Genomic DNA, 26,274 nt, shown 5'->3' on the forward strand with positions numbered 1-26,274 from the left:
CGGGGAGCGCTCCGGGGGCGGAACCCCACGGGAACCGCCGCGGACGACCACGCCTCGGACGGACGCGGCGCCGTACGGCGTCGCCGGCGGGGCTCCGTACGGGCCCGGGGCTCAGCGGCTGCGGCGGGCCGTGCCGAAGAGGCTGCGGGTGATCTCGCGGCCGATGACGGTGCCGGCCGAGCGGACCATCGAGCGGAAGGCGGAGGAGCCGACGACCTGCTGGATCACCGAGGGCGCCTCCTTCTCCCGGGACCCGCGCGGGGCCCGGCCGGCGGGCTGCTCGGCGGGCGGCGCGGGCGGCGCGGCGGACGGGGGCGGGGCGGGGTCGCCCGCGGCCGGCGCGGGCGCGCCGCTCAGCCGCGCCGCCAGCATCTCCGAGGCCGACTGCGGGTCGACGACGGCGGCGTAGCGCTGCAGCGGCGACGCGGCGACGACCCCGTCGATCGTCGCGTCCGGCGCGGGCGCCATGAGCGACTCGGGGGCGCGCATCCGCGTCCAGGCGACGGGGGTCGGGGCGCCCTTCTCGGACAGGACGGTGACGACTGCCTCGCCGGTGCCGAGCGAGGTGAGCAGCTTCGCCAGGTCGTAGCCGCTGGTGGGGTACGTGGAGACCGCCGCCTTGAGTGCTTTGGCGTCGTCCGGGGTGAAGGCGCGCAGCGCGTGCTGGACCCGGTTGCCGAGCTGGCCGAGGACCGCCGGCGGGACGTCCTTGGGCGACTGGGTGACGAAGAAGACGCCGACGCCCTTGGAGCGGATGAGCCGCACGGTCTGCTGGATGGCGTCGAGGAAGTCCTTGCTCGCGTCGGAGAAGAGCAGGTGCGCCTCGTCGAAGAAGAACACGAGCTTGGGCTTGTCGGGGTCGCCGACCTCGGGCAGGTCGTGGAAGAGGTCGGCGAGCAGCCACATGAGGAAGGTCGAGAACACCGCCGGCCGGTCCTGCACGGCGGGCAGCTCGAGGCAGGTGACGATCCCGCGCCCGTCGGCGGCCGTGCGCAGCAGCTCGCGCGAGTCGAACTCGGTCTCGCCGAAGAACGCCCCGGCGCCCTGGTCGGCGAAGCCGATGAGCTCGCGCAGGATGACCCCGGCGGTGGCCGAGGACAGGCCGCCGAGCGACTTGAGGTCGGCCTTGCCCTCGTCGGAGGTGAGGAACCGGACGACGTCGCGCAGGTCGTCGAGGTCGACCAGCGGCAGACCCTGCTTGTCGGCGTAGTGGAAGACCAGGCCGAGGCTGGACTCCTGGGTGTCGTTGAGGCCGAGGACCTTGCTCAGCAGGGTCGGCCCGAACGAGGTGACCGTCGCGCGGACCGGCACGCCCTTGCCCTGCCCGCCGAGGGAGAGGAACTCGACGGGGTAGCCGGTCGCGGTCCAGGTCTGGCCGACGTCGCTCGCGCGGGCGGCGGTGCGGTCGCTCGGCTGGCCGGGGGCGGCGAGGCCGGACAGGTCGCCCTTGACGTCGGCGAGGAAGACGGGCACGCCCTGCGCCGACAGCTGCTCGGCCATCAGCTGCAGCGTCTTGGTCTTGCCCGTGCCGGTCGCGCCCGCGACGAGGCCGTGCCGGTTGAGCACCCCCAGCGGGATCCGCACCGGCGCCGCGGGGTACGCCGTGTCGTCGAGGACGGCCGCACCGAAGTCCAGGGCGGGACCGGCGAAGGCGTAGCCGCGGGCGATCTCGGCGACCGCGTCCGGCAGGGCCGGGGCGGGGGCGGGGCCGTCGGCGGCGGGCGTGGACGGCGTCGCGTCAGTCACGATCCGGACTCTAGTCCCGCGGCGCACGAGGCGCCGGTGGGTCGGCGCCCTAGTCTGACCGCGTGATCTTCAAGGCCGTCGGCGACTCGCGTCCCTACCCGGACCACGGTCTGGTGACGCCGCGCGACTGGTCGGACGTCCCGCCGCGCATGGTGCGCCTGCAGGACCTCGTGACGACCAAGCGCAACCTCGACCTCGACATGCTGCTCGCGGAGGACTCGACGTTCTACGGCGACCTGTTCGCCCACGTGGTGGACTGGCAGGGCGACCTGTACCTCGAGGACGGGTTGCACCGGGCGCTGCGCGCCGCGCTCCAGCAGCGCGCCACCCTGCACGCACGGGTGCTCGTGCTTGACTGACCAGCCGCAGGCCGCCCCGGCCGCCCGTGAAGCCATCGGCCCCATCGGCCCCGAGACGAGGAGCAGCGCGTGAGCTACGTGGTGGAGTCCGCGTCCTCACGGCGGGCGCGCAGGCGGCGTCGTACCGCCATCACGTTGTTGGTCGTCGTCGCGATGCTCGCCGGCGCCTTCTACGTCGCGTCGTCGTACATCAACCGCAAGGAGGGCGCGGTCGCGGCACCGACGCCCACGACGTCGTGCACGACGTCCGGGACGGCCAAGGCCGGCGCGAAGGCGACCGCCCAGCCGGCCGCGGCGCCGAAGCCGTCGCAGGTGACGGTCAACGTCTACAACGCGACGTCGAAGACGGGCCTGGCCGGCACGACGGCCAAGGAGGTGCGCACCCGCGGGTTCGTCGTCGGCACGGTCGCCAACGACCCGCTGAGCAAGTCGGTGACCGGCACCGGCGAGATCCGCTTCGGCAAGAACGGCTCCGCCGCGGCGACCGTCGTCAAGGCGATGCTCCCGACCGCCGCGATGGTGCAGGACGCCCGCGCCGACGCGTCGGTCGACCTCGTGCTCGGCGACCGGTACGACGCCCTCGCCACCCCCTCGACCGCGACGACCGCCCCGCCCTGCTGAGCGGGCGCGGCCCGACGGGCCGGCCGGGGGTCAGGCGCGGGAGCGCGCCGCGACGACCTCGACGGCGAACTCGTAGCCCTGCACGCCGCAGCCGACGATGACGGCGGCGGCGATGTCGCTGAGGTGGCTGTGGTGCCGGAACGGCTCGCGGGCGTGGACGTTGCTCACGTGCACCTCGACGAGCGGGCCGGTGGCGAGCACGAGCGCGTCGCGCAGCGCGACCGAGGTGTGCGTGTAGGCGCCGGCGTTGACGACGAACCCGGCGCCGTGCCGCAGCTCCTGCGCCCAGGTGACCAGCTCCCCCTCGTGGTTGCTCTGCCGCGCGTCGACGTCGAAGCCGAGGGCGTCGGCCCGCTCGCGGCAGCGGCGCTCGACGTCGGCGAGGGTGTCGTGGCCGTAGACCTCGGGCTGACGCTCGCCGAGGAGGTTGAGGTTGGGGCCGTTGAGGACGGCGATGACGGGACGCGGCACCCGGCGAGCGTATCCGGGGGCCACCGGGTCTTTACAGACCACTCGTGATGTGACACCGTTGATGTCACATATTTGATGGCGCACCCAGGAGGACCCGATGACCACCACCGCTTCCCCCGCTCGCTCCCGCATCGACGAGACCGTCGCGCACCGGCTGCTCGAGTCCTCGCGGACGCTGTCCTTCGACCCGACCACCGAGGTCGACTGGGACGCCCCCCTCGACCCGACCCAGCACGGCCTCTCGCCGGAGTGGTCCTCGCTCTACGGGACGCCGCTGTGGGACCGGATGACGCCGGAGCAGCGTGTGACGCTCACCCGGCACGAGGCCTGCTCGGTGATGAGCACCGGCATCTGGTTCGAGATGATCCTGCAGCAGATGGTGCTGCGCGAGCTCTACGCGAGCGACCCGACGCGGTCGGAGTTCATGTTCGGTCTCACCGAGATCGCCGACGAGTGCCGGCACTCGATCATGTTCGCCCGGGCGATGCAGACGATGGGGGTGCCGGCGTACGGGCCGAGCCGGCTGGCCGTCGAGCTGGCCCGCGGCTACAAGACCCTCGCCACCGGCGAGAGCGCGTACGGCGGCATCCTCGTCGCCGAGGAAGTGCTCGACATCTACCAGCGCGACCTCATGCGCGACGAGCGGGTCCTGCCGGTCATCCGCACGACGAGCCGGATCCACGTCGTCGAGGAGTCGCGGCACATGACCTTCGCCCGCGAGGAGATGAAGGCGGCTCTCGAGGGCGCCTCGGCCGCCCGCCGGCTGCGCAGCGGCACGCTCATCGCGATCGTCGCCTCGGTCATCGTCGGCAACCTCGTGCACCCGAAGGTGTACGCCGCCGCCGGGCTCGACGTACGCGAGGCCGTCGCCGCCGCGAAGGACAACCCGCACCACGCGGCGATGCTGCGCACGAGCTCGGCCCACCTCATGGAGTTCCTCGACGAGTGCGGCCTGGTCGGCGGCCCGGCGCGGCGGATCTACTCCCGCCTGCACCTGCTCTGAGCCGGTCGGGAGACGAGCCGCCATGCCGTTCGCCATCACCCGGTCCTGCTGCAACGACGCGCACTGCGTGTCGGTGTGCCCCGTCAACTGCATCCACCCGACGCCGGACGAGCCGGACTTCGGCACGACCGACCAGCTGTACGTCGACCCGCGCGCCTGCATCGACTGCGGCGCCTGCGCGAGCGCGTGCCCGGTCGACGCGGTCTTCCCGGTCGAGGAGCTCACCGCCCCCCTCGCGCACTTCGCCGGGCGCAACGCCGCCTTCTACGCGGACCGGCCGGTGGGGACGACGTGGGCCGCGCCGCGCTTCCCGCGGGCGCTGCCGGCCGGGAGCGACCTGCGGGTCGCCGTCGTCGGCACCGGCCCGGCCGCCTGCTACGCCGCCCAGACCCTGCTGCGCAGCACGGAGGCGCGGCTGACCCTCGTCGAGCGCGAGGACGTCCCCGGCGGGCTCGTGCGGTGGGGCGTCGCGCCCGACCACCCGTCGACCAAGCGGGTCGCCGACGTCTTCGCCTGGATCTTCCGCCACCCGCGGGTGACCCTGCGGCTGGGCACGGAGGTGGGGCGCGACGTCGGGCTCGACGAGCTGCGCGCCACCCACCACGCGGTCCTCGTCGCGGTCGGCGCGAGCGACGAGCGGCGGCTGGGGATCCCCGGCGAGCACCTGCCCGGCGTCGTCGCCGGTGGCGACCTCGCCCGGTGGGCCAACGGCCACCCCGCCGCACCGGCGCCCGACCTGACCCGCCCCCGGGCCGTCGTGGTCGGCACCGGGAACGTCGCGCTCGACGTGGCGCGGCTGCTCGCCAGCGACCCCGACGACCTGGGCGGGGACCTCGACCCGCACGTGCGGGCGGCGCTGCGGCGCAGCGCCGTCCGCGAGGTCGTCGTCGTCGGGCGACGCGGACCGTCGTCCGCCGCCTGGACCGAGTCCGAGCTGCTCGCGCTGAAGCACCTTCCCGGCGTGCGGCTCGTCGTCGACGATGTCCCCGGGGTGGGGGACGAGGTCGCCGCGGGCGCCGGCCCGGCCGCGCACCTGCAGGACGTCGACCGGGAAGCGGTCTCCTGGGACACCGACCCGGTGGGGCGACGGATCGTGCTGCGCTTCGGCTCCGCCCCGCGGGCGGTGCTCGGTGGTTCGCGCGTCCAGGGCCTCGCCCTCGCCGACGGCACCGACCTGCGCGCCGGGCTCGTCGTCACCTCCATCGGGCGGACCGCGCGCGGTCTGCCCGGGATGCCGGTCGACGCGGCCGGCGCCGTGGCGCAGGAGTCCGGTCGGGTGCTCGAGGCGCCGGGCGGGGGCGTCGTACCGGGGCTCTTCGTCGCCGGCTGGGCCAAGCGCGGTGGGTCCGGTGGCATCGGCGCCAACCGCCGCGACGCCGAGGAGACGGTCGCCGCGCTCGTCGACGACGCCCTCGCCGGGCGCCTCCCGGCACCGACCGCGCCGCCCCCGCTGCCGCTGCGCCGCCGTCTCCTGCGCCTGCGTTAGCGTCCGCAGGGGTGCGGCACCGGTGCCCCGACGGTGCGGACGCTAGTGGTGGGGGGTCCAGCCGAGGAGCGGGCCGAGGCGGGTGGCGAGGTCGGTGAGGATCTGCACGTAGTCCTCGTACGCGAAGGTGAAGGGCAGCGCGAACGCGACCTCGTCGACGGCCCGGAACCCGGCGTGCGCCCGCAGCCGCTCGGCGAGGACCTCCGACGGGCCGACGAGGTCGGGGGCGAAGAGCAGCCGGCCGGGGCCCTGGGGCTCGCGGGTGCGCGGCAGCCGGGCGGCGGCGTACTCCTCGTAGCGGCGGGCCTGCTCGGGGCTCGCACCGTCGGTCGGGACGACGACGAGACCCTGGGACACCCGGGCCCGGTCGCCGTCGGGGTGCACGGCGCGGAAGGCGTCGACCTGCTCGCGCTGGCGGGCGGCGAAGTCCCACGGCCCCTCGTCGCCGTCCGCCCCCACGCCGGTGAGCACGCTGCTGGTGAGCAGGTTGAGACCCTGCTCCCCGGCCCACCGCGCGGACCGGACGCTGCCGGCGCCGTACCAGACCCGGTCCGCGAGCCCCGCCGCGTGCGGCTGGATCCGGCGGCTGTAGGTCTCGATCCCCTGCTGCCCCTCGAACCCGCTGACCGGCTCGCCCCGCAGGGCGTGGAGCAGCCGCTCGACCCGCGCGTAGGAGAAGTCCTCGACGTCGGCGCTGTCGGGGTAGAGGTGCTCCTTGACGTCGTCCCAGTGGGTCGGGGGGCCGACGCTGACACCCGGGTTGAGCCGGCCGCCCGAGAGGACGTCGACGGTCGAGAGGTCCTCCGCGAGGCGGAACGGGTTCTCGAAGCCGAGCGGCGTCACGGCCGTGCCGAGCTCGATCCGGCTCGTGCGCTGGCTCGCGGCGGCGAGGACGGCGACGGGTGAAGAGATGCCGTGCTGGAGGTGGCGGTGCCGCAGCCAGGCGCTGTCCAGCCCCAGCTCCTCGCCGAGCTCGATGAGCCGCAGGGTCGACTCGTGCCCGGGCCGCGGGTCGGCCTCGTCGAACAGGCCGATGGTGAGGAACCCCAGGCGCCGCAACGGCCGTCCGTCCATGCGGCCAGCCTACGAGCCCTGGTCCCTCAGGGGACGTAGAGGCAGAACGGGTGCCCGGCGACGTCGGCGAGCACGAGCAGCGCCTCATCGGGGTCGTCGAAGCGGTCCTCGAGCAGCCGCGCCCCGAGCGCGAGCGCGCGGTCGCGCTGCCGGGCGAGGGCGTCCCGGTCGGGGACGGTCATGCACAGGTGCATCATCTGGCGCACCGCCCCGGGCGCCTCGCCCGCGGCGCCGCCGTACACCGGGGGCTCGTAGCCGCGGACGGCCGCGAAACCGAGCCCGCGCCCGCTGCTCGGGTCCTCGCCGTCGGGCCGGATGACGAGGTAGTCCTCGCCGACCGGGTCGGGCGCGCCCGGCCCGGGCGGCGCGTCGCCGGTGCGGTACTCGTAGCCGAGCAGCTCCCGGTAGAACTCGGCCAGCGGCCGCGGGTGCGCGCAGTCGAGGACGACCTGCCGGACGAAGGGCACCTCCCCCACGTCGCTCACCCCGCGTCCGTACGACGCCCCGTGGACACCTGCGCGAGCGTGGCCCGGGCCTGGCGCAGCAGCGGCTCGTCGACCATCCGCCCCTCGTGCCGGAAGACGCCCTTCTCGTGCTGCGCCGCCTCGAGCACCCCGCGGGCGAAGGCCACCATCTCCTCGGTCGGGGCGAAGGCCTCGCGGATGACGGGCACGTGGCTGGGGTGGATGCAGCACTTGGCGGCGAACCCGACGTCGACCGCCTCGAGCGACTCGCGGCGCAGCCCGTCGAGGTCGCCGATGTCGATGTGGACGCTGTCCACCGCGGCCTTGCCCCAGGCCCGGGCGGCGAGCAGGACGGTCAGCCGGGCGTGCTCGACGACGGGGTGGTAGCGGCCGTCGACGCCGCGGCTGCGCCGGCCGCCGAGGTCGGCGACGAGGTCCTCGCCGCCCCACATCAGCGCGACGCAGGCCGGGTGCGCGGCGACCTCCTCGGCGTGCAGGACGCCGCGGGCGGTCTCGGCGAGGGCGAGGACCTGCAGGCCCTCGAGCGGGTCGAGGTCGGTCGCCGCCGCGGCCTTGGGCAGCATGACCCGGGTGTGCCCGACCCGCCGCAGCATGGCGACGTCGTCCGCGAACCACCGTGTGTCGCAGGCGTTCACGCGGACCATGGCCCTGCTCCCCAGCCCGGGCAGCGCCGCCTCGACGGCCTCGCGGGCCGCGTCCTTGTCGGCCGGCGCGACGGCGTCCTCGAGGTCGAGGACGACCGTGTCGGCCCGCTCGGCGGCCTTGGCGTAGCGGTCGGGGCGGTCACCCGGGCAGAACAGCAGCGCCGGGCCGCGCAGGACGTCGTACGGCGCCTCGTCGCTCACGACCGCGGCCTACGCGTCCTGCGGCTGCCGCCGCATCATCGCCGTGCGCTCGGCGACGCAGACGACGACGCCGTCCTGGTTGCGGGCGGTGTGCTCGAGCACGACGATCCCGACCTCGGGGCGCGAGCGCGAGAGCCGCTTGGAGAGCACGACGGTGCTGGCGAAGAGGGTGTCGCCGGCGAAGACCGGCGCGGGGAAGTCGACCCGGGCGAAGCCGAGGTTGGCGACCGTCGTGCCCACCGTGATGTGCCCGACCGAGAGCCCGACGAGCGTGGAGAGGGTGAGCAGGCTGTTGACGAGCCGCTTGCCGTACTCGCCCTGCTCGCCGGCGACGGCGTCGTGGTGCAGCGCGGCGGGGTTCATCGTCAGCGCGCTGAACATCCCGTTCTCGGCGTCCTCGACCGTCTTGCCGGGGATGTGCACGTAGCGCACCCCTTCCTGCAGCTCCTCGTAGAAGAAGCCGCGCTGCTGGACCGTCGGCAGGCTCATCGGGTCCGGGCGGGAGGTGCTCGTGGGGGCGTCGTCGCTCACGAGGAGGACGCTACCCGCTCGCGTTCCGGGGCGAATCCGGCGGCTCGGCAGGGATCCGGCGACGACGGTGGCGAGCTCCCCGGGGGCGCGAGGACGCTGGGACCGGCCCCCGGGCCGACCCCGTCGACCACCTGTCGACCACCCGACGACACCCCGACGACAACGGAGTCCTCATGTCCTTGAAGCGTCCCCGGCGCGCGCCGCTCGCCGCCCTCTTCGTCGCCCTGCTCGCGGTCGTCGGCCTCGCCGCCGCCCCGTCGGCCGGTGCGGCCACCGTCAGCTCCGCGCCCGCGGCCACCGCGGCGAAGACCCTCGGTACGACGACCGTGACGACCGCGCCCGGCGTCGCCGAGGCCCTGCTGAGGTCCGGCATCGTGCCGCTGCCCGCCCCGGGCACGACCTTTGGCGTGAAGTACCGCAACGGGGTGCTCGTGTCCTACGGCTTCCCGATCACCGGCAGCACCGCGGACCTGGCCGCCGGCACCGGCGACATCACCCACTCCGGGGGCATCGTCTTCGTCGGCAAGGGCAGGAGCCTCGCCGTCGGGAGCTTCGACATCGACCTGGCCGCCGGCAAGGTCTTCGCGACGACGGTCAACGGCGCGGCCGCGCACGTGCCGCTGCTCGACCTCGACCTCGCCAAGGTCCGCGTCGGCACGGTCGGCACCACGACCGTCGTCTCCGGCGTGGGTCTGAAGCTCGACCCGGTCGCCGCCGGCGTGCTCAACAGGACCTTCGGCAGCAAGCTCCCCACCGACGGCTCGCTGACCTTCGGCACGGCGAACGTCCGGATCCGCGGCTGACCTGGCCCCCACCCCCCACGACGAGAGCCCCCGGACGGCGTCCGGGGGCTCTCGTTCGTCATGCGGCGGTGGCGCAGGGATTCGAACCCTGGGTGGAATCGCTCCCACACACGCTTTCGAGGCGTGCTCCTTAGGCCACTCGGACACGCCACCGCGGGAGAGGCTACCGGAGCCGTCGCCCCGTGAAGAAATCGGTCAGCAGGAGCGCGCACTCGTCCTCGCGGACGCCGCCGACGACCTCGACCCAGTGCGGCGAGCGACGGTCGCGGGCGAGGTCCCAGACCGACCCGCAGGCCCCCGCCTTGGCGTCCCACGCCCCGAGGACGACGCGCTCGACCCGGGCCTGGACGGCGGCGCCGGCGCACATGGCGCACGGCTCGAGGGTGACGAGCAGGGTGCAGCCGTCCAGCCGCCAGGACCCCGTACGGCGGCCGGCGTCCTGCAGGGCGCGGACCTCGGCGTGCGCGACGGGGTCGCCGTCGGCCTCGCGCGCGTTCCACCCCTGCCCGACCACCGTGCCGGCGGCGTCGAGGACGAGCGCGCCGACGGGCACGTCGCCGGCGGCGCCGGCGCGAGCGGCGAGCTCGAGCGCGCGACCCATGAGCGCCTCCCACCGCGGGTCGACCGGGAGCGGCCGGAGCGGGGTCGGGGGCACGCGCTCACGATAGTTTCCCCCTCATGCGCGTCCACGTCGCCGACCACCGGCTCATCACCCACAAGCTGACCTACCTGCGCGACGAGCGGACCGACTCCCCCACCTTCCGGCGCCTCGTCGAGGAGCTCGTCACGCTGCTCGCCTACGAGGCGACGCGGGACGTGCGCACCGAGCCGGTGGAGATCCGCACGCCGGTGGCGACGACGACGGGCATCAAGCTGTCCAGCCCCAAGCCGCTCGTCGTGCCGATCCTGCGCGCGGGCCTGGGGATGCTCGACGGCATGGTGCGCATCCTGCCCTCGGCCGAGGTCGGCTTCCTCGGGATGGTCCGCAACGAGGAGACCCTCGCCGCGGTGACCTACGCCAACCGGCTGCCCGACGACCTGTCCGGGCGCCAGTGCTACGTCCTCGACCCGATGCTCGCGACCGGCGGCACGCTCGTCATGGCCATCCAGTACCTCGTCGAGCGGGGCGCCGACGACATCACCGCCATCACCCTGCTCGCCGCCCCGGAGGGCATCGCCCACGTCGAGCAGGAGCTGGCCGGGCTCGACGTCCCCGTCACGCTCGTCACCGGCGCGGTCGACGAGCGGCTCAACGAGCACGGCTACATCGTCCCCGGTCTCGGCGACGCCGGTGACCGCCTGTACGGCGTCGTCTGAGCAGGACGCCGTACGGCGGTCGCGGCTCGCCGCCGCACCGTCCCCACCCCACGCGCAACATTTGGCACACTGGTCCCTGATCCGCGCCACCCGCAGCCGCAGCACGACTCTACGCCCGTCCCCCGAGGAGCACCCCGATGACCCAGCGCGTGAAGAAGGTCGGCGGCTGGCTGCTCATCGCCTTCGTCGTCTACGCGATCGTCAAGTCCCCCACGCAGGCGGCCGACATCGTGCACACGTCGGGGGACGTGCTCGGCCAGGGCGTGCGCAGCATCTTCAGCTTCTTCGACGCGCTGCTGAAGTAGCCGGAGGTGGCGCGCGCCCCCCGCTACGAGCGCTACCTCGTCCGGGGTGAGCGCGTGGTCCTCGCGATCCACCTGCACTGGGTCAAGGTCGCCAAGGACGTCGGGATCGGGGTCGGTCTGCTCGTCCTCGCCGTCTGGGTCGACATCGTCACGGCCCCCGACCTCGACGTCGTGCGCAACGTCGTGTGGGTCGTCGCGCTGGCCGGGGTGCTGCGCACCGCGTGGATCCTCTTCGAGTGGCGGCACGACTGGTTCGTCGCGACGAACAAGCGGCTGCTGCTGACCACCGGCTTCGTCGGGCAGCGCACGCCGATGATGCCGATGAACCGCGTCACCGACATGTCCTACGAGCGCTCGGTCGTCGGGCTCGCCCTCGGCTACGGCCACTTCGTCCTCGAGTCCGCCGGCCAGGAGCAGGCGCTGCGCGACATCAACTACATCCCGCACCCGGACGAGACCTACCGGGCGATCGTCACCGAGATCTTCGGCGCGGACGTGCCTGCCGACGAGGCGGGGCCCGACGACGTCGACGAGGCCGACGACGGGTACGACGGCGACGACGACGGGCCGCGCGGTCCGCGCGCCCGCGGCAGGGACGACGACCCGATGGCCCCGCGCGGGCCGCTCACCCCCGGGCCCGGCTGGGTGCCGCAGGGCAGCTCCCCGGTCGTCGACTACGGCGCCGCCGGCGACCACTCGCGGGCCATCCGGATCCCCCGGCCCCGCCGCCCCGTCCGTCGGGGCCGTGACGACGCCCCTGGCGACGAGGGCGAGCCGCTCTACCTCAGCGAGGACCTGCGCACCCGGCGCGCCCGCACCGGACCGATCGCGGTCGGCACCGGGCGCGACCTCGACCCCGAGCCGGACGAGGCGGACGTCGCGGCGGGCGACGACGCGACGTCGTACGGGCAGGGGGAGGACGACGAGCTGCTGTGGGAGTCCTTCGAGGAGTGGGGTCGCGACCGTCGCGACGGGTGAGATCCCCCACCGGTTCCTGCGGGTGGACTCCGGGCAGGAGGGCTGACGGGCCGTTGCCGTCCGACCGCGGCCCGTCGAGAGCAGTGGAGGGATCGAGATGAAGGCCGTCGTCTACCAGGGCCCGCGCAAGGTCAGCGTCGAGGAGGTGCCGGACGCCCGGATCGAGGACCCGAACGACGTCGTCGTCCGCATCACGACGACGAACATCTGCGGGTCGGACCTGCACATGTACGAGGGGCGCACCGGCGTCGAGGAGGGCAAGGTCCTCGGCCACGAGAACATGGGCGTCGTCGAGGCGGTCGGCGACGCCGTGCGTCAGTTCAAGGCCGGTGACCGGGTCTCGGTCCCCTTCAACATCGGGTGCGGCAGTTGCCGCAACTGCCTGACCGGCTGGTCGTCGTTCTGCACCCGGATGAACCCCACCGAGGGGATGGACGGGGCGGCGTACGGCTACGCCAACATGGGCCCGTACGACGGCGGTCAGGCCGAGTACCTGCGGGTGCCGTTCGCGGACTTCAACCTGCTGTCGCTGCCCGAGGGTGACGAGCACGAGAACGACTTCACGATGCTGTCGGACATCTTCCCCACCGGGTGGCACGGCGTCGAGCTGTCCGGCTTCCAGGTCGGTGACCGCGTCGCGGTCTTCGGCGGCGGTCCGGTCGGGCTGATGGCCGCGCACTCGGCGATGATCCGCGGCGCGAGCCAGGTCTTCGTCGTCGACCGTCAGCCGGACCGGTTGCGGCTGGCCGAGAAGATCGGCGCGACCCCGGTCGACTTCTCCCAGGGCGACCCGGTGCAGCAGCTGCTCGACGCGACCGACGGGCTCGGCGTCGACCGGGGCGTGGAGGCCGTGGGCTACCAGGCGCACGACCACTCCGGGGAGGAGCACCCCGAGCTCGTCCTCGACAACCTCGTCGCGAGCGTGCGCACCACGGGCGGCATCGGTGTCGTCGGCGTCTACGTGCCCGAGGACCCGGGGGCGAGCAGCGACCTGGCCAAGGAGGGCCGCATCCCCTGGCAGTACGGCCAGTTCTTCACCAAGGGCCAGAGCATGGGCACCGGCCAGGCGCCGGTGAAGCGCTACAACCGCCAGCTGCGCGACCTCATCGTCGCGGGGCGGGCGACCCCGGGCTGGATCGTCTCCCACGAGCTCGGGCTCGACGAGGCGCCGGACGGGTACGCCCACTTCGACGCCCGCGAGGACGGCTGGACCAAGGTCCTGCTCCACCCGTCGGCCTGAGTCCAGCGTCCGCACCGACGGGGCACCGGTGCCCCGCCGGTGCGGACGTCACCCGGCGTCGAGGACGAGCTGCCGCGCGGTGTGCTCGGCGACCCCTCGGTGCGGGGACCCGGGCTCCATCGCCGCGGCGAAGGCGGCGGCCCAGGCCGCGGCGCGAGTCCACACGTGCGGGTCGTACGGCGTCCCGTCGGCGTCGAGGCGGGCGCGGAAGGCCCGCCGCTGCTGCGGGTCGAAACTGAACCACGCCGTCGCGAGGTCGCTCGCCGGGTCGCCGCCGGTGACGTCGCCCCAGTCGACGAGGCCGCTCAGCCGGCCCCCGCTCTGGACCAGGTTGGTCGGGTGCGGGTCGCCGTGCAGCCACAGCGGAGGGCCGTCGTACGGCGGCGCGGCGAGCCCGGCCTCCCAGGCCGCCCGCAGCGGCTCACGCGGCCCGTCCCAGGCGAGGATCCGCGCCCGTACGGCGTCGTCGCGGTCCCGCACCGGTCGGCCCCGGAAGAGGTTGACCGGGGCGTCCTCGGCCGCCGGGCGGTGCAGCACGCGGAACGCGTCGGCGAGGTCGTCGACCAGGCCGCCGCGCTCCGGCACCGGCAGCCGGGCGACGTCCTCACCGGGGACCCAACGGGCGACGAGCCACGGGTAGGGGTAGCCGCCGTCCGTCGTCTCCGGCGCCCCGAGGTGGACGGGCTCGGGGACGGCGACCGGCAGCGTCGGCGCGAGCAGGCCGACCCACCGCGCCTCGTGCACGACGAGGTCGGCCGCGAGCGCCCGCCGCGGCAGCCGGACGACGTGGTCCGCGCCGAGCCGCCAGACCTCGTTGTCCCACCCGGTCGCGACGCGGCGCAGCGGCAGGGCCGCGAGGTCGGGGTGGTGCGGGGCCAGCCCCGTGGCGAGCAGGCGGCGCACGACGGTCTCGTCGACCCGCACGTCGGCGTCGGGCGTGGGCACGGAACCGGACGCTACCGGGTGCGCGGCACGGCACACTGACCCTCGTGAGAGCGACACCGGCGGAGGTCGCGGCAGCGCTGCCGGGCGACGACGAGGTGCCCGACGCGAGCGTCGTCATGGACCGCGCCGTCACCGTGGACGCCGCGCCCGAGCGGGTGTGGCCCTGGCTCGTGCAGCTGGGCAAGCGCCGCGCCGGCTGGTACCTGCCGACAGCAGTGGAGCGGGTGGTGCCGCGCCGGCGGCGGGCGCTGCGGCGTCTCGACCCGCGCTGGACGACGCTCGCCGTCGGCGACGTCGTGCCGGACTACGGCAGCGCGGACGCGACCTTCACCGTCGCAGCGCTCGAGGCGCCCCACCACCTCGTCTACACGTCGGTGCGCGGGCACCTGCGGCTGTCGTGGGCGCTCGTGCTCTCGCCCGCGGGGAGCGGCACCCGCCTGCAGCTGCGGCTGCGGATCGCGGGCGTACGGCGCCCCTGGCTCGCCGACACGCTCGGCTCCTGGTTCGACCTGCTCACCGTCGCGGGGATGGCGGCGGGGCTGCGCGAGCGGATCGCCGCCACGCGCTGAGCCGCCGTCACAGCGCCCGCAGGATGTCCTCGACCCGGTCCTTGGCGTCGCCGAAGAGCATGGCGCTGTTGTCGCGGAAGAAGAGCGGGTTCTGCACGCCGGCGTACCCGCTGGCCATCGACCGCTTGAAGACGACGACGTTCTTGGCGTGCCACACCTCGAGGACCGGCATGCCGGCGATCGGCGAGGCCGGGTCCTCGGCGGCGGCCGGGTTGACCGTGTCGTTGGCGCCGATGACGAGGACGACGTCGGTGGCGTCGAAGTCGTCGTTGACCTCGTCCATCTCGAGGACGATGTCGTAGGGCACCTTGGCCTCGGCGAGCAGGACGTTCATGTGACCGGGAAGGCGTCCGGCGACGGGGTGGATGCCGAAGCGCACGTCGACGCCCCGCTCGCGCAGCTTGGCGGTGAGGTCGGCGACGGGGTACTGCGCCTGGGCGACGGCCATGCCGTAGCCGGGCGTGATGACGACGGACGACGCGTCGCGCAGCAGCTCGGCGACCTCGGCCGCACTCGTCTCGCGGTGCTCGCCGTAGTCGGTGGCCTCGCCGCTCGGCGCCTCGATGCCGAAGCCGCCGGCGATGACCGAGATGAAGGAGCGGTTCATCGCCTGGCACATGATGTAGGACAGGTAGGCGCCCGAGGAGCCGACGAGCGCGCCGGTGACGATGAGCAGGTTGTTGTCGAGCAGGAAGCCGGACGCGGCGGCGGCCCACCCGGAGTAGCTGTTGAGCATCGACACGACGACGGGCATGTCGCCGCCGCCGATCGAGGCGACGAGGTGCCAGCCGAGCGCGAGGGCCAGCACGGTGACGACGGCGAGCAGCCACAGCGACGGCGAGACAACGAACCACACGGTGAGCGCGACGAAGACGACGAGCGCGCCGAGGTTGAGGGCGTTCTTGCCCGGCAGCATGAGCGGAGCCGAGGGGATCCGTGCGGAGAGCTTGAGGAAGGCGACGATCGAGCCGGTGAAGGTCACGGCGCCGATGAAGACGCCGACGACGACCTCGCCGTGGTGGATCCCGAGCAGCGACCCGGTCAGGCCCGGGTCCTCGAGGTAGCCGTTCCAGCCGACGAGCACCGCCGCGAGGCCGACGAAGCTGTGCAGCAGCGCGATGAGCTCGGGCATGCCGGTCATCTCGACGACCCGGGCGCGCCACAGGCCGACGGCGGCGCCGACGAGGACGGCGACGACGAGCAGGACGAGCCCGAGCCCGCTCGGGTGCTGCAGGACGAGCGTGGCGAGGACGGCGACGCCCATCCCGGCCATGCCGAGCAGGACGCCGCGCCGTGAGGTCTCGTGCCTGCTCAGCCCGGCGAGGCTGAGGATGAAGAGCAGGGCCGCCACGAGGTAGGCGGCGAAGGTGACCTTCTCGGCGGTCATCGCTCAGCCCCTCGAGAACATGGAGAGCATCCGCCGCGTGACGGCGAAGCCGCCGACGACGTTGATGCTGACGAGCAGGACCGCGAGCGCCGCGAGCAGCTGGACGACGAGCCGGTCGCTCGTCACCTGGAGCATCGCGCCGACGAGGATGACCCCGGAGATGGCGTTGGTCACCGACATCAGCGGGGTGTGCAGCGCGTGGGCGACGTTGCCGATGACGTAGAACCCGATGACGACCGACAGGGTCAGCACGGTGAGGTGCTCGGCCAGCTGCCCCGGCGCGAGCGCGGTGACGAGGAGGAGCGCGAGGACGCCGACGACGAGGGGAACGGCACCCCGTACGGCGGAGGGTGGCGCCTTCTCGGGCCTCGGCGGCGGGGCCGCCGCGGGCGCGGCCGCCGCCGCGGACACCTGGACCGGCGGCGGGGGCCAGAGCACCTCGCCGTCGCGCACGACCGTCATCCCGCGCTGCACCTGGTCCTCGAGGTCGAGGACGACCTGGCCGTCCTTGCCCGGGGTGAGCAGCTTGAGCAGGTTGACGAGGTTGGTCGCGAAGAGCTGGGACGCCTGGGTCGGCAGCCGCCCCGGCAGGTCGGTGTAGCCGATGACCTTGACCCCGTTGGGGCTGGTGACGACCTCGCCGGCCCGGGTCAGCTCGCAGTTGCCGCCGTTGGCCGCGGCCATGTCGACGACGACGCTGCCCGGCTTCATCGACGCGACCATCTCGGCGGTGATGAGCCGGGGCGCGGGGCGGCCGGGGATGAGCGCGGTGGTGACGATGATGTCGACCTCGCGCGCCTGGGCCGCGTAGAGGGCGGCGGCGCGGGCCTCGAAGTCGGCGGTCGTCTGCTTGGCGTAGCCGTCCGACGACGCCTGCAGCTCTTCCTGCGTCCGCTCGACCTCGAGGAAGGTCGCGCCCATCGAGCGCACCTGCTCCCCCACCTCCGGGCGGGCGTCGAAGGCGCGCACGACGGCACCGAGGCTGCCCGCGGTGCCGATGGCCGCGAGGCCGGCGACCCCCGCGCCGATGACGAGGACCGTGGCGGGTGGGACCTTGCCGGCCGCCGTCACCTGCCCGGTGAAGAGGCTGCCGAACTCGTGGGCCGCCTCGATGACGGCGCGGTAGCCACCGATGTTGGCCATCGAGGAGAGGACGTCCAGGGCCTGCGCCCGCGAGATCCGCGGGACGGCGTCCATGGCGAGGACGGTGACCGGGCGGCCGGCGAGCCGCTGCACGAGCTCGGGCTTGAGGGCCGGCGAGATGAGGCTCGCGAGGACGGCGCCGTCGCGCAGCGCGTCGATCTCGACGTCGCTCGGGGCGTTGATCTTGAGGACGACGTCGCTGTCGAGGGCCTCGGCCGCGCTGCCCAGCCGTGCCCCCGCGGCGACGTACACCTCGTCGGGGAAGGCGGCCAGCGCGCCGGCGCCGGTCTCGACGAGGACGTCGTACCCGAGCGCGCGCAGCTTCTCGACCGAGGCGGGGGTGGCCGCGACGCGCGTCTCCCCCGGGGCGGTCTCGCGGGGAACTCCGATGCGCATGGGACCTCCGGGTCGGCGTCCGCTGCTCCCGGCGGTGGGAGCGGGGGCGTCGGCCACGGCGGTGGCCGGCACGGGCAACCTACGGGGTCGGGCGCGTCCCGGGGAACACCGTGTCCACCGGGCGCGCCGTGGTGGTCCTCACAGGCGGCCCGTCGCGGGGGTCAGAACAGGCCCTGCCAGACGAGGACGACGAGCAGCACGATGATGACGACGCCGCCGAGGAAGAGCGACGAGCCCACGTCGCGCTGCCGGCGGTCGTACGACGTCGGGCCCGGCACCTGCGCGGGCGGCGGCTGCGCCGGAGGCTGCTCGTCGTCGGTCATGCCTGGTCAACGAGGGGGCCGCCGCCGGGTCACGCGAGCGGCGCCGCCCGTCCCGGGACGGTCTGAAGGCCCGCGAGCGTGGTCATCGCGGGCCTTCAGGGTCGTGGGGACGGCTGCACCGTCCCGTCACGATAGCGAAGCGTTACCGCGCGGCGCGAGGGTTCCGAGACAACTCACACCAGTGTCTCGGGGTCGGTCACAGCTCGGCCCCCTCCGGCCAGTCGCCGACGAGGACCGGCGCTCCCGGGCCCGGGGGGACCAGGCGCGCCGGCCAGCCGTCCGCGTCCCGCACGCGGCCCCGCACCAGCCCCGTCGCCAGCCCGCGCGCGGCGACGGCGTCGGGCGCCACGACCGTCGCCGCCGACCACGGGTCCCCGTCGACCCCGGCGGCCGTGGCCAGGGCCAGGCCGGTGGGGACCGCGACGAGCGCGGCGGGCCCGCCGTCGGCGTGCTGCACGAGCACCTCCCAGCCGAGCTCGGCCCCCGAGCCGTCCGGACCGGCGGTGGCGATGTCGCCGCCGATGCTCACGAGGCAGGCGACGTCGAGCTGCGTCGCGACGACCTCGGCGCAGCGGTCCGCGCCCCACGCGCGGGCCACCACGCCGACGTCGAGCGTGGCCCCGGGCGCGACGCGCACGAGCCGCTGGTCGACCACGACCTCGAGACCGCCGACCAGCCCCCGCTCGAGACCGGCCGCGACGAGCGCGGTGAGGGTCGCGGACGTCGTCACCCACCGACCGGAGGGCAGCCGGTCGGCCTCGCCGTGCGGGCCGGCGGCCAGCTCGACGTGGGCGAGGACGTCGTCGACGAGCCGCTTGGCCGAGCGCAGGGCCGCCGGGTCCGCCGTGACGAGGCGCACGGTCGTCCCCCACAGCGCCCACTCGTAGGCGGGGCCGTGCAGCTCGAGGGCCGGGCCGGGGGGTGTGAGGGAGCCGGGGTCGACGGCCTGGGCGCTCATCGCTGGCCCCCCGTCCGGGCCACGGCGCCGACCGTGCCGGTGACGGCGGAGAGCCCGGCGCCGAGGGTGCCGGTGGCGGACGCGGCGGACGTGGCGGTGGTCGCGACGGCGGCGGTCGCCGCGGGCAGGTGCCCGACGAGCGAGCCACCGAGCAGGACGGCGAGGCCGCCGGCGGTGGCGGTCGCCCGCAGCCGGGTGCGCCGGGCGAGGGTGGTGGCGGGGGTGGTGGGCATCGCGGGCTCTCCTGGGCGTCGGGGCGGCTGCTGACCCCTCGACGGTCCCGTCCGGCTCTGTCGGGCGGCTGTGCCCGGCGTGTGGGGTGCCGGTGCGCTGCGCCTCCGCCGCTCGTCACATCTGCTGCGGGGCCTCGATCCCGAGCAGCCCCAGGCCGAGCAGGAGGACGCGCAGGCTCGCGGCGCACAGCGCGAGCCGCGACTCACGGGCCTCGCTGGTCGCGGCCTTGAGCACCGGGCACTCCTCGTAGAACGCGGACAGCGTCTGCGCGAGGTCGAAGAGGTAGACGCACAGCCGGTGCGGTTCCAGCTCGTCCCCCACCGCGGCGACGACGCCGCCGAACCCGAGCAGCGCCAGCGCGAGGGCGCGCTCGGCCGGCTCGGTGACGACGACCCGGCGAGCGACCGCCTCCTGCGGGTCCAGCCCGGCCGCGCGGAAGATCGAGCGCAGCCGGGTGACGGCGTACTGCAGGTAGGGGCCGGTGTTGCCGGTGAGGGCGAGCATCCGGTCGAGGTCGAAGACGTAGTCGCTGTCGTGGGCGACCGACAGGTCGGCGTACTTGACCGCCCCGATGCCGATCTGCCGCCCGATCTCGGCGCGGGTGGCGGCGTCGAGGTCGGAGCGGCGCTCCTCGACGACGGCGGTCGCCGCGGTGACCGCCTCCTCGAGCAGCGCCATGAGCCGCAGCGCGCTGCCGGCCCGGGTGCGCAGCAGCTTGCGGTCCTCACCGAGGACGCTGCCGATCTTGACGTGGACCACCTCGACGTCGTCCGGCACCCAGCCGGCCAGCCGCGCGGTCTGCCACACCATCTCGAAGTGCTGCGCCTGGGTGACCCCGACGACGTAGAGCACCCGGTCGGCGTGCAGGTCGTGCACCCGGCGGCGGATGGTCGCGAGGTCGGTGGTGCCGTAGCCGTAGCCCCCGTCGGACTTGCGGACGATGAGCGGCACCGGCTTGCCCTCGCGACCGGTGTACCCGTCGAGGAAGACGCACAGCGCGCCGTCCGAGACCGTGGCCAGGCCCTTCTCCTGCAGCTCGTCGCAGATCCCCGCGAGCTCGTCGTTGTACGTCGACTCCCCGGCCAGGTCGACGTCGGTGAGGGTGACCCCGAGGGTCGCGTACACCTTGTTGAAGTAGACCCTGGACAGGCCGACCAGCCGCTCCCAGGTGGCGAGGGTGCCCGCATCGCCGGACTGGAGCGTCGTCACCCGGGCGCGGGCACGGGTGGCGAAGGCCTCGTCGCCGTCGAACTTCACCCGGGCCGCCTGGTAGAAGGCGTTCGGGTCGGTCTCGAGCAGCGCCGCGTCGGGGCTGTCCTCGCCGACGTCGAGCAGGTGCTCGATGAGCATGCCGAACGGGGTCCCCCAGTCGCCGACGTGGTTCTGCCGCACGACGGTGTGGCCCAGCTCCTCGAGGGTGCGCGCCAGCGCGTCGCCGACGATGGTCGTGCGCAGGTGCCCGACGTGCATCTCCTTGGCGACGTTGGGCGAGGAGTAGTCGATGACGACGGTGCGCGGGTCCTGGACCGGCACCCCGGCGCGCTCGTCGGCGGCCAGCGCCGCCGCCTGCGCCGAGACCCACGCGTCGGAGACGGTGAGGTTGACGAAGCCGGGCCCGGAGATCTCCAGCCCCGAGACGACGTCGCGCACCCCGAGCGCCTCGAGCTCGGCGACGATCTTCGCGGCGACGTCGCGCGGCGGCATCCCGACCCGCTTGGCCAGCGCCAGGGGCGCGTTGCTCTGCAGGTCGGCGAACTGGCTCGGGCGTAGCACCGGGTCCGCGCCGCGGAAGTCCTCCCCGAACGCCTGCGCGATGGCGGCGGTGACGAGGGGGGCGAGCGCGGCGGACGGCGAGACCATGGGTCCAGCCTAGGGCGGTCGGCCTCCCCTTTCCGTCGACGTCCCGGCGAGGCCCCGCGGGGCCCGTCCCGTCCGAGTGGCGCCGTGGCCTGGACGTTCGGACGACGACGAGACGCGGCTTTTGCACCACGATGTCCGGGTGAACGGTGACCTCGACGCCCCGGGCTGGACCCTCCCCGGCGACGCTTCCGCCCCCGCACCCACCGGCACCGACCTCAGCCGGGTGACGAGCCGGGCCGAGGCGCGCGCCCTCGCCGAGGCGGCCGCCCAGGCGCAGGCCGCCGCGGCGGACGAGGAGGAGGCGTCGTACGGCCTGGGCCGGGCCGTCCCACCGCCCGCCCCGGTGACCCACACCGACCCGTTCGCCCCTGCGCGGCGACCGGCCGCACCCCGCCCGCCGATCACCCCCGCACCCGTCCCGAGCCCGCACGCCCCGGCGTCGCACGTGCCCGGGCAGTGGGGCGCCGCGGCGCCGACGCCGCCGCGCCCCTACACCCCCGTCGCCGCGCCACCGCCCGCCGTCGAGCCGCCCCCGCTCAAGGCCCAGCGCTCCGGTCTCAGCCTGTTCGGGACGACCGTGCGTGTGCTCAGCATGCTCTCCGCGGCCGTTTGCGGTGCCGGAGCACTGGCCTGCCTGGCCATCTCGAACGACCTGACCGCGGCCGGTGCCGGGTCGCTCTCGGACCCGCGCACCCCCTCCCCCTCCGGGGTCGTGCTGCTGGTGCTGCTCGCCGCGCTCCTGGTCAGCAGCCTCTCGCAGATCTGCCTGATCGTCTGGCTGGCCATGCTGGCCCGGGACCCCCGCGCGGACAGGCGCAAGATCAAGCACGGTCCCGTCGGCACGGTCCTGGGCTTCCTCCTGCCTGGCCTGCGGATGGTCTGGCCCTACCAGTCGATGCGGGACGTGTGGCGCGCCACTGACCTGCGGCCCGCGAGCAAGCCCACGCCGATGTCGATCCTCGGGTGGTGGGCGTTCACCCTCGGCTCCTACGTGGCCATGTTCTTCACCGGCTTCTACGCCCAGCCGTACCTGACGACCCCGGACGGACGCGGCCTGGTCGCCCACCTGTGCCTCGGGACGGCCCTCTACTGGCTGCTGTCGGTGGGCGCGGAACTGTGCCTGTCCTTCGCCATCGGTCGGGTCTGCTTCCACCTCGACGCGCACGACCTGCTCGTCGCCCACCACGAGCGCACCCACCCCTCCTCGCTCTACCGGACGGCCTGACCCGCACGGGCTAGCGTTCCCCCGTGCCCGACGACGACCTCGCCGCCCTCATCGCCACGCTCGAGGAGCAGGAGCGCGAGCTCGTGCTCACCCGCTTCGACCACGACGACGCGTGGTCGCTCGGGAGCCGGCTCGTCGCGCTGGCTCGCGAGCGGGGGCTGCCGGTGACGATCGACATCCGCCGCGGGTCGCACCAGCTCTTCCACGTCGCGCTGGCCGGGACGACCCCCGACAACGACCGGTGGGTCGAGCGGAAGGTCCGCACCGTCGAACGGTTCGGGGCGAGCTCGTTCCTCGTCGGTCGCCGTCTCGCCGCCCGGGGCCGGGTCCTCGACGCCGACGCCGGGCTGGACCCGGCCGAGTACGCCGCGCACGGCGGGTCCTTCCCGATCCGGGTGGTCCACGTCGGGCCGGTCGGCACCGTCACCGTCTCGGGCCTGCCGCAGGCCGACGACCACGCCCTCGTGGTCGAGGCGCTGCGCGCCCACCTCGCGCAGGGCTGAGGTCGGCGCGGTTCCGGACGCGGATCGTCCGCAGGACGCCGTACGGTGCCGGTCATGGCGAGACGCGCGAAGGTCACCGTCGACCTCGAGGAGCTGTCGGTCCGGCCGCTGACCCCCGAGACGTTCCCCGACTTCGCGGGGCTCGTCGAGCGCAGCGGCGGGATGTTCGCCTCCTGCTACTGCACGTGGTTCCACCCCGACTGCGCCGAGCGCGGGGTGAGCGCCGAGGGTAACCGGGCGCTCAAGGACCGGCTGGTCCGGGACGGCGTCGCCCACGCCGCCCTCGTCTACGACGGGGAGACCGCGATCGCGTGGGCGGAGTACGGCTCGCCCGAGGAGCTGCCGCGGATCCGGCACCGCAAGGAGACGGACGCGACGACGACCACGCCGCCGGACTACCGGGTCACGTGCCTGGTCACCGACACCGCCTACCGCGGCCAGGGCGTCTCCGAGCGAGCGCTGCGCGGCGCCGTCGAGCTCATCGCCGCCGCCGGAGGCGGTGTCGTCGAGGGTTACCCGCACGACCTGCGCGGCGCGCGGATGTCGGCCTCGTTCCTCTACAACGGGACCCGCGAGATGTTCGAGCGCGTCGGGTTCACCTACGACCGCCCCAAGGGCGAGAAGAACTGCGTCATGCGGATGACCGTATGAGCACGCACCCGCGGCCAGGTCATCACCACGTCTCAGGCAGTGGGGCTCCGGTCACACTCCCCGTCGGTACGCCCAGATCGCGTGATCGAGACGGTACGCGTCGACCCCCAGGGTGGAGGCGACGGCCTTGACCAGTCGCGAAGCCTCTGACGGGGGTGCGCCTGGCACCTTGTCACGGACGAACCGCACCACCCAGGTGTCCGCCTTCACATCATCGAGGTCGCAGAGCATGCGCAGGTAGGCCCAGGTGACGGGGCCACACCCGTGAACGCTCAGGTAGGCCTGTTTGGCAGCGACCGGGTCGCGTCGTAGGTCTTCGGCATGTCGGATCCCCATCGCGGTGAAGCTGCGAGCGACGTCCTGGACGACGTCGGCCTTGGGACGGCCCGCGACCTTCGCATCGTTCCTCAGCACCGACCGCACGCTCTGCGGATCATCCCGGGCCAAGACGTCCAGATCGTCCGCCGTCCCGCCTCGATGGCTGCGCCACCGATCGACCACGCCGATCACACCGGTTCCCCGGCCCCGGTCGCCGTACCTCGCACGGATCGAGAACACGGTGTCGATGACCGCCGCCTCGATCTCGTCGGGCCACCCCCCGGGCCAACCCTGGGGGTTCGTACCCACCGTTTCGGTCACGTACGTCATGAGGATGTCGACGTCCTGCGGATCGGGCACAGTTCCGTCGCTCATGCCGAGAACGTAGAGCAAAGACACTTGTCGGTGGGCGATGTCATCGTCGCCGCATGACGCGCGCCCCGGCCAGATCGTGGAGCCAGGCCGTGGCGATGGTTCCCGGCGGGGGCACCTGGCCGGTCGACGGGCTGCTGCCCGACGCGTCCGTCGGGCAGCGACCGACCGGCATCGTCCCGCTCGACGAGGTGATGGGCGGGGGTGTGTCACCAGGGGAGATCCTCGCGCTCGCAGGTCCGCCCCGAGCGGGCGTCAGCCGGCTCGCGGTCCGGCTGGCGCTCGGGATCGGGCGTGACGCCTCGGTGTGCATCGTCAACGGACACTTGCCAACTCGACGTCTGCTGCCGGTGATCGACGCGACGGGGCACGACCTCGGCGGCGACGGACCGAGAACGCTGGATGTGGCCTCCTGGATGCCGCTCCCCGACTCGCCGGCGCACCCCGCCTGGTTCGAGTCCACGTACGACGTCGTCGTCGTGGACTGTCTCGACGAGATGACGACGTCCCACTGGGTCCGGACGACATCACTCTCGGACGTCGGACGGCGGCTACGCGAGTGCGCCAGAAGGTCGTCCACCACCCTCATCATCACGGGGCGATCAGCTGCGGTCGATCGGGGGGCGGCAGCCGGCACTACGGACCGGGGGCCGGACGGTGATGTGTTCGACGACGTGGCCGACGTGCACCTTCGGCTGGGTGGAGGCGGGGACGACGTGGAGTTGGTGGAGGTCGAGGTGCGGGGAGGTCGGCGGGCGGTTCACCGACTCTCCTTCAGCCACACAGGCGTCGCGCGACTCCAACCGACCTGAGCGGCGTTCCGCCCAGGCCCCGTACGACGCCGCCGCGCCCTAACCTCGCGGCATGCCCGAGTTCACCTGGCGACCGGCCAACGAGACGAGCCGCGAGGACGTCGACGCCGTCTTCGAGGCGGGTGGCGCGGCGAGGTGCCGGTGCCAGGCGCTCAAGGCGCCGGGGTGGATCTGGCGCGACACCACCCAGGAGGAGCGCGAGGCCTCGCTCGTCGAGCAGACCGGGTGCGGCACGGCCGGGCCCACGTCGGGCCTCGTCGGGTACGTCGACGGCGAGCCCGCCGGGTGGGTCGCGGTAGAGCCGCGCGAGGGCTACCCGCGGATCTGGGCGCGGCAGAAGGCGTGGATGCGGATGGACCCGGACCTGCCGGGGGTGTGGTCGGTGACGTGCTTCGTCGTGCGCAAGCCGTTCCGCCGGCAGGGGCTGATGTACGAGCTCGCCGACGCGACCGTCGAGTACGGCCGGCAGGTGGGCGCGCAGGTGATGGAGGGCTACCCGACCGAGCCGCCGCCGGGGAAGGTCGTCATCTGGGACGAGGCCTCGGTCGGCCTGCTCCAGGTCTTCCTCGCCGCCGGCTACCAGGTCGAGGCGTCCCCGACGCTGCGGCGCCGCGTCGTACGGCACCGGCTCGGCGCGACTGCGATCACTGATGGCTAACCTGGGAGAGTGACGACGGACCCGACGACGAGCGAGGCGCTGAGGGCGCGCATCGCCGAACGCCGCGACGAGATCGAGGTCGTCCTGCGGCGGTACGGAGCCACGAACCTGCGACTTTTCGGGTCGGTGGCTCGCGGCACGGCCACGCACCAGAGCGACATCGACCTCATGGTCGACCTCTCCCCGTCGGCCGACAACGAGCTGCTCCGCGTCGCGGGGCTGACCGAGGAGTTGGGCGATCTCCTCGGAACCGGGGTCGATGTCGTCGCACCCACCCTCCTGCGTGAGACCGTGTCCGCGACGGCGATGTCGGATGCGATCTCGGTGTGAGTCGAACCGTCGACGACCGGATCGGCGACATCCTCGATGCCGTGGATCGATGTGAGGAGTACGCGCCTCGCGTGCGCTCGTCCGAGATCGGCACAATGGCCTACGACGCGATCCTCCGCAACCTCGCCGTCATCGGAGAGGCGGTCAGGTCGCTCCCGGAGGAGGTCAGGAGCGCCATGCCGACGATCCCCTGGTCGTCCATCTCCGGACTACGGAACGTCGTGGTGCACGAGTACTTCCGTGTCGACCACGACCTGATCGTCGCGCTGGTGGAGAAGGAGCTGGGGGAGCTCAAGCGGGCCCTCCGCGACTACACGAAGGAGTGA

The 26,274-nt window shown here is 74.0% G+C and carries 32 protein-coding genes and 1 tRNA gene; 17 read left to right on the forward strand and 16 right to left on the reverse strand.

Annotated elements, in window-relative coordinates; all coding sequences use genetic code 11:
• Positions 1-111: 111 nt before the first annotated feature.
• Positions 112-1,689, reverse strand: a complete 1,578-nt coding sequence (locus FB458_RS05325) for a helicase HerA-like domain-containing protein (protein ID WP_211356155.1) — start codon at positions 1,687-1,689, stop codon at positions 112-114.
• Positions 1,690-1,808: 119 nt separating this feature from the next.
• Between FB458_RS05325 and FB458_RS05330 the strand changes: the two genes are divergently transcribed.
• The gene (locus FB458_RS05330) at positions 1,809-2,105 is read left to right on the forward strand and encodes a type II toxin-antitoxin system VapB family antitoxin (RefSeq protein WP_141847397.1); all 297 of its coding nucleotides are present in this window, start codon (positions 1,809-1,811) and stop codon (positions 2,103-2,105) included.
• Positions 2,106-2,174: 69 nt separating this feature from the next.
• On the forward strand, positions 2,175-2,726 hold the full coding sequence (locus FB458_RS05335) for a LytR C-terminal domain-containing protein (RefSeq protein WP_141847400.1): 552 nt from the start codon (positions 2,175-2,177) through the stop codon (positions 2,724-2,726).
• Between the two features lie 30 nt (positions 2,727-2,756).
• Here FB458_RS05335 and aroQ read toward each other — a convergent pair whose 3' ends face one another.
• Positions 2,757-3,197, reverse strand: coding sequence for a type II 3-dehydroquinate dehydratase (aroQ, locus tag FB458_RS05340; protein WP_246061079.1), 441 nt, complete (start codon positions 3,195-3,197; stop codon positions 2,757-2,759).
• A gap of 97 nt (positions 3,198-3,294) precedes the next feature.
• On the opposite strand from aroQ, the gene FB458_RS05345 reads away from it, so the two are divergent.
• Both FB458_RS05345 and FB458_RS05350 read left to right on the forward strand, forming a co-directional pair.
• Positions 3,295-4,200, forward strand: coding sequence for an AurF N-oxygenase family protein (locus tag FB458_RS05345; RefSeq protein WP_141847404.1), 906 nt, complete (start codon positions 3,295-3,297; stop codon positions 4,198-4,200).
• A 22-nt stretch (positions 4,201-4,222) separates the two neighbouring features.
• Positions 4,223-5,686: an FAD-dependent oxidoreductase gene (locus tag FB458_RS05350; RefSeq protein ID WP_141847406.1), complete on the forward strand. Its 1,464-nt coding sequence runs from the start codon at positions 4,223-4,225 to the stop codon at positions 5,684-5,686.
• A 42-nt stretch (positions 5,687-5,728) separates the two neighbouring features.
• Here FB458_RS05350 and FB458_RS05355 read toward each other — a convergent pair whose 3' ends face one another.
• Genes FB458_RS05355 through FB458_RS05370 form a run of 4 tightly spaced genes read right to left on the reverse strand, consistent with a single transcriptional unit; the run spans position 5,729 to position 8,621 of the window.
• Entirely contained in the window at positions 5,729-6,760 is a 1,032-nt protein-coding gene (locus tag FB458_RS05355) for an LLM class flavin-dependent oxidoreductase (protein ID WP_141847407.1), read from the reverse strand.
• A 26-nt stretch (positions 6,761-6,786) separates the two neighbouring features.
• Positions 6,787-7,245 (reverse strand): VOC family protein, encoded by a 459-nt coding sequence (locus FB458_RS05360; RefSeq protein ID WP_211355937.1) that lies wholly within the window; start codon positions 7,243-7,245, stop codon positions 6,787-6,789.
• Entirely contained in the window at positions 7,242-8,090 is an 849-nt protein-coding gene (locus FB458_RS05365; protein WP_141847409.1) for an HpcH/HpaI aldolase/citrate lyase family protein, read from the reverse strand. Before FB458_RS05365 ends, FB458_RS05360 begins: the two co-directional genes overlap by 4 nt.
• Before the next feature lie 9 nt (positions 8,091-8,099).
• A complete protein-coding gene (locus FB458_RS05370) occupies positions 8,100-8,621 on the reverse strand; it encodes a MaoC family dehydratase (RefSeq protein ID WP_342778020.1) in 522 nt (173 codons plus the stop codon).
• Between the two features lie 173 nt (positions 8,622-8,794).
• Here FB458_RS05370 and FB458_RS05375 point away from each other — a divergent pair, with 173 nt between their 5' ends.
• Positions 8,795-9,424, forward strand: coding sequence for a hypothetical protein (locus tag FB458_RS05375; protein ID WP_141847410.1), 630 nt, complete (start codon positions 8,795-8,797; stop codon positions 9,422-9,424).
• 66 nt (positions 9,425-9,490) lie between these two features.
• Here the strand turns inward: FB458_RS05375 and FB458_RS05380 are convergent.
• Both FB458_RS05380 and FB458_RS05385 read right to left on the reverse strand, forming a co-directional pair.
• Positions 9,491-9,577 (reverse strand) — tRNA-Ser (locus FB458_RS05380).
• Between the two features lie 10 nt (positions 9,578-9,587).
• Positions 9,588-10,025, reverse strand: coding sequence for a nucleoside deaminase (locus FB458_RS05385; protein ID WP_141850353.1), 438 nt, complete (start codon positions 10,023-10,025; stop codon positions 9,588-9,590).
• 77 nt (positions 10,026-10,102) lie between these two features.
• Between FB458_RS05385 and upp the strand changes: the two genes are divergently transcribed.
• From upp to FB458_RS05400, 4 genes are all read left to right on the forward strand, one after another.
• Complete coding sequence (upp, locus tag FB458_RS05390; RefSeq protein ID WP_141847412.1) at positions 10,103-10,741, forward strand: uracil phosphoribosyltransferase; 639 nt, start codon at positions 10,103-10,105, stop codon at positions 10,739-10,741.
• A gap of 137 nt (positions 10,742-10,878) precedes the next feature.
• Positions 10,879-11,046 (forward strand): hypothetical protein, encoded by a 168-nt coding sequence (locus tag FB458_RS21220; protein WP_170185572.1) that lies wholly within the window; start codon positions 10,879-10,881, stop codon positions 11,044-11,046.
• A 6-nt stretch (positions 11,047-11,052) separates the two neighbouring features.
• The gene (locus FB458_RS05395; RefSeq protein WP_141847414.1) at positions 11,053-12,024 is read left to right on the forward strand and encodes a PH domain-containing protein; all 972 of its coding nucleotides are present in this window, start codon (positions 11,053-11,055) and stop codon (positions 12,022-12,024) included.
• A gap of 97 nt (positions 12,025-12,121) precedes the next feature.
• Positions 12,122-13,264 (forward strand): glutathione-independent formaldehyde dehydrogenase, encoded by a 1,143-nt coding sequence (locus FB458_RS05400; RefSeq protein ID WP_141847416.1) that lies wholly within the window; start codon positions 12,122-12,124, stop codon positions 13,262-13,264.
• Between the two features lie 48 nt (positions 13,265-13,312).
• On the opposite strand, the gene FB458_RS05405 is transcribed toward FB458_RS05400, so the two are convergent.
• The gene (locus FB458_RS05405; protein WP_170185573.1) at positions 13,313-14,209 is read right to left on the reverse strand and encodes an aminoglycoside phosphotransferase family protein; all 897 of its coding nucleotides are present in this window, start codon (positions 14,207-14,209) and stop codon (positions 13,313-13,315) included.
• A gap of 44 nt (positions 14,210-14,253) precedes the next feature.
• On the opposite strand from FB458_RS05405, the gene FB458_RS05410 reads away from it, so the two are divergent.
• The gene (locus FB458_RS05410) at positions 14,254-14,778 is read left to right on the forward strand and encodes an SRPBCC family protein (RefSeq protein ID WP_246061080.1); all 525 of its coding nucleotides are present in this window, start codon (positions 14,254-14,256) and stop codon (positions 14,776-14,778) included.
• A gap of 7 nt (positions 14,779-14,785) precedes the next feature.
• Here the strand turns inward: FB458_RS05410 and pntB are convergent, their stop codons facing one another.
• From pntB to argS, 6 genes are all read right to left on the reverse strand, one after another.
• Entirely contained in the window at positions 14,786-16,165 is a 1,380-nt protein-coding gene (pntB, locus tag FB458_RS05415) for a Re/Si-specific NAD(P)(+) transhydrogenase subunit beta (RefSeq protein WP_141847422.1), read from the reverse strand.
• A 3-nt stretch (positions 16,166-16,168) separates the two neighbouring features.
• Positions 16,169-17,704 (reverse strand): Re/Si-specific NAD(P)(+) transhydrogenase subunit alpha, encoded by a 1,536-nt coding sequence (locus FB458_RS05420; protein WP_141847424.1) that lies wholly within the window; start codon positions 17,702-17,704, stop codon positions 16,169-16,171.
• A gap of 161 nt (positions 17,705-17,865) precedes the next feature.
• Complete coding sequence (locus FB458_RS21225) at positions 17,866-18,027, reverse strand: hypothetical protein (protein WP_170185574.1); 162 nt, start codon at positions 18,025-18,027, stop codon at positions 17,866-17,868.
• 196 nt (positions 18,028-18,223) lie between these two features.
• Complete coding sequence (locus FB458_RS05425) at positions 18,224-18,985, reverse strand: FAD:protein FMN transferase (RefSeq protein ID WP_141847426.1); 762 nt, start codon at positions 18,983-18,985, stop codon at positions 18,224-18,226.
• Complete coding sequence (locus FB458_RS05430) at positions 18,982-19,218, reverse strand: hypothetical protein (protein WP_141847428.1); 237 nt, start codon at positions 19,216-19,218, stop codon at positions 18,982-18,984. The genes FB458_RS05425 and FB458_RS05430 overlap by 4 nt, the downstream gene beginning before the upstream one ends.
• Positions 19,219-19,333: 115 nt before the next feature.
• Positions 19,334-21,079 carry an arginine--tRNA ligase gene (argS, locus tag FB458_RS05435; protein ID WP_141847430.1) on the reverse strand — a complete coding sequence of 582 codons (1,746 nt, stop codon included), beginning with the start codon at positions 21,077-21,079 and terminating at the stop codon, positions 19,334-19,336.
• Between the two features lie 139 nt (positions 21,080-21,218).
• Between argS and FB458_RS22030 the strand changes: the two genes are divergently transcribed.
• The 3 genes from FB458_RS22030 to FB458_RS05450 are packed head-to-tail and all read left to right on the forward strand — an operon-like array spanning position 21,219 to position 23,458.
• Complete coding sequence (locus tag FB458_RS22030; RefSeq protein ID WP_141847432.1) at positions 21,219-22,304, forward strand: DUF4328 domain-containing protein; 1,086 nt, start codon at positions 21,219-21,221, stop codon at positions 22,302-22,304.
• A gap of 23 nt (positions 22,305-22,327) precedes the next feature.
• Entirely contained in the window at positions 22,328-22,807 is a 480-nt protein-coding gene (locus tag FB458_RS05445) for a heme-degrading domain-containing protein (protein WP_141847434.1), read from the forward strand.
• Positions 22,808-22,861: 54 nt separating this feature from the next.
• Positions 22,862-23,458: a GNAT family N-acetyltransferase gene (locus FB458_RS05450; RefSeq protein ID WP_141847436.1), complete on the forward strand. Its 597-nt coding sequence runs from the start codon at positions 22,862-22,864 to the stop codon at positions 23,456-23,458.
• A gap of 51 nt (positions 23,459-23,509) precedes the next feature.
• Here the strand turns inward: FB458_RS05450 and FB458_RS05455 are convergent, their stop codons facing one another.
• On the reverse strand, positions 23,510-24,151 hold the full coding sequence (locus tag FB458_RS05455) for a hypothetical protein (protein ID WP_141847438.1): 642 nt from the start codon (positions 24,149-24,151) through the stop codon (positions 23,510-23,512).
• Between the two features lie 53 nt (positions 24,152-24,204).
• Between FB458_RS05455 and FB458_RS05460 the strand changes: the two genes are divergently transcribed.
• The 4 genes from FB458_RS05460 to FB458_RS05475 are packed head-to-tail and all read left to right on the forward strand — an operon-like array spanning position 24,205 to position 26,274.
• Positions 24,205-24,960, forward strand: coding sequence for a RecA family protein (locus FB458_RS05460; protein WP_141847440.1), 756 nt, complete (start codon positions 24,205-24,207; stop codon positions 24,958-24,960).
• A 52-nt stretch (positions 24,961-25,012) separates the two neighbouring features.
• Positions 25,013-25,618, forward strand: a complete 606-nt coding sequence (locus FB458_RS05465; protein ID WP_141847443.1) for a GNAT family N-acetyltransferase — start codon at positions 25,013-25,015, stop codon at positions 25,616-25,618.
• A 9-nt stretch (positions 25,619-25,627) separates the two neighbouring features.
• Positions 25,628-25,948 (forward strand): nucleotidyltransferase family protein, encoded by a 321-nt coding sequence (locus FB458_RS05470; protein ID WP_141847445.1) that lies wholly within the window; start codon positions 25,628-25,630, stop codon positions 25,946-25,948.
• On the forward strand, positions 25,945-26,274 hold the full coding sequence (locus tag FB458_RS05475; protein WP_141847447.1) for a HepT-like ribonuclease domain-containing protein: 330 nt from the start codon (positions 25,945-25,947) through the stop codon (positions 26,272-26,274). The genes FB458_RS05470 and FB458_RS05475 overlap by 4 nt, the downstream gene beginning before the upstream one ends.

The sequence above is a fragment of the Lapillicoccus jejuensis genome, from assembly GCF_006715055.1.
Taxonomy (GTDB): Bacteria; Actinomycetota; Actinomycetes; order Actinomycetales; family Dermatophilaceae; genus Lapillicoccus; species Lapillicoccus jejuensis.